The following is a 2,061-nucleotide window of genomic DNA, read 5'->3' on the forward strand; positions in this document are numbered from 1 at the left end:
TGTCAACGCCGGGTCGGTTTGTCTCCATTCTGGCGGCCGAAATGTCCCAGTGGGGGACGAGCCCTTACGCCGTCACCTCCTGTGTTTTCCTGCCCTTCGGCTTGGGAGACGAGGCGGAGGCCGAGTCCCCTTCCGGGAGGCGATGCTGCCCCCACAGCTCAGCATGATGGCGCATGCGGTAGCTGTTGCCGCGGATGTTGACGATGTGGCAGTGGTGCAAGAGCCGGTCGATCAGCGCGGCTGCCATGACCTCGTCACCGAAGATCTCGCCCCACTCCTCGAAGCCCTTGTTCGAGGTCAGCACCGTGGCGGCGTGCTCGTACCTGCGGCTCATGAGCTGGAAGAAGAGCATGGCCCCGGTGCGTGAGACGGGCAGGTAGCCGATCTCGTCGACGACCAGCAGCGCCGGGTGGGTGAGCGTCTTCATGCGCGGCATCAGCTTGCCGGCGGCCTGCGCCTCTTCCAGACTCGCGATCAGCTCGCCGAGCGTGCCGTAGTAGACGCGCCTTCCGCTCTGAGCCGCGGCGATGGCGAGGCCGATCGCCAGGTGCGTCTTGCCCACGCCGGGCGGGCCGAGGAAGACGACGTTCTCCCGCCGCTCCACGAAGCCCAGCGTAGCGAGGCTGTCGATCTGCTCCCGCTTCAGGCTGGGCTGAAAGGAGAAGTCGAAGTCGGCCAGCGTCTTGACCGCGGGCAGACGTGAGGATCTCATCGCCGCTTCCAGGCGCCGGTTGTTGCGCAGCGAGATCTGCGCGTCGAGCACGGCGCGGATCGCCTCCGGAGCGCTGATCTGGCCGCTGTCGATGCGCGCCAGCACGGGGTCGACCGCCTCGAGTGCTCCGGGCATCTTGAGGTCGGCCAGCTGGGCACGGATCTGGTCGCGCAGGCTCGTCATGCGGCACCTCCGGCCAGGCGGGCGTACGTCTGGAGCGGACGCTTCTCCACCTCGACGCGTCCCGTCCGCTGCACCACCGGCGCGGCGGGCTCGCTCGGCAGCAGGATCAGGGAGCGGTACGGACGCTCCGCCAGCGGCAGGAGATGATGCTGCTCCTGGGCCTGAAAGCGCGCCCACGGCTGCTCCCCCGTGGTGCGGTGCACGCGCACATTCGCGACGCTGTCGAGCCACGCCTTTGCCTGCGCGTCCAGGTCAGCGTCGCCGAGGAAGTCGCGCCCGTAGAGGAAGTTTTCCCTCAGGTAGCGGATCGGGCGCTCCACCTTCCCCTTGGTCCGAGCCCGGTAGGGGCGGCAGGCCCGCACGCGGAAGCCCCAGTGGGCGGCGAAGCGCAGGAACTCGGCGTTTGCCACCAAGCGCTCTCCCTGGTCCCGCAGATCGGCCGTGATCACGCTGGCCATCTGGTCGAAGAGCAACTCCTTCGGCACGCCGCCGAAAAAGGCGAATGCCTCCTCCAGCCCCGAGAAGAGGGTGCGCATGTCCTGGCGGGGGAAGAAGCGCAGCCACAGCAGGCGCGAGTAGCCCAGCACCACCAGCAACGCGTATCTCTTGCCCCAGGGCAGGCGCACCTCGGCGAAGTCGACCTGCCCCTGCACGCCGGGCTCGGTCTCGAAGCGCACCACGGGATCAGGTGCGGGCTGGGGCCGGATGCCGCGCACGAACTCCTTGACCTGCGTGTAGCCGCCCGCGTAACCGGCGGCGCGGATCTCCTCGAAGAGACGCACCGACGAGAGCTCCGGATAGGCGTCGAGCCGAGTGCGGAGGATCGCCTCGAAAGGCGCCAGCTTGGCCGGCCGGCTCTGCCGCCGCGCCGGCTCCGGCAGCAGGCCCGTCTCGACATCGGGGGCGAGCTGGCCGGCGGCGATCCAGCGGTGAATGGTCCTGCGGTCGATCCCCAGCCGCTCGGCGATAGCGGACTTGGAGAGGCCCTGCTCCAGGTAGTGGACGAGTAGCACGCGTGTCTCTCGCTTGATCAACAGGCACCTCCCCAAAGGGTGAAGGCGCCAAGCTGAGGAGGAGACGCCGGGGCGGCTACCGCCGCCCCGCGTCAGGGTCTGGAGTGGGACATTTCGACCGCCAGAAGTGAGACATTACCCCCGCCGCCCACA

At 68.7% G+C, this 2,061-nt stretch carries 2 protein-coding genes; both read right to left on the reverse strand.

Annotated elements, in window-relative coordinates:
* Positions 1–64 precede the first annotated feature (64 nt).
* Positions 65–895, reverse strand: coding sequence for an IS21-like element helper ATPase IstB (gene istB, locus VF632_RS08730; RefSeq protein WP_331022487.1), 831 nt, complete (start codon positions 893–895; stop codon positions 65–67).
* On the reverse strand, positions 892–1,944 hold the full coding sequence (istA, locus tag VF632_RS08735) for an IS21 family transposase (RefSeq protein WP_414682887.1): 1,053 nt from the start codon (positions 1,942–1,944) through the stop codon (positions 892–894). Before istA ends, istB begins: the two co-directional genes overlap by 4 nt.
* Between the last annotated feature and the right edge of the window lie 117 nt (positions 1,945–2,061).

The sequence above is a fragment of the Longimicrobium sp. genome, from assembly GCF_036388275.1.
GTDB lineage: Bacteria > Gemmatimonadota > Gemmatimonadetes > Longimicrobiales > Longimicrobiaceae > Longimicrobium.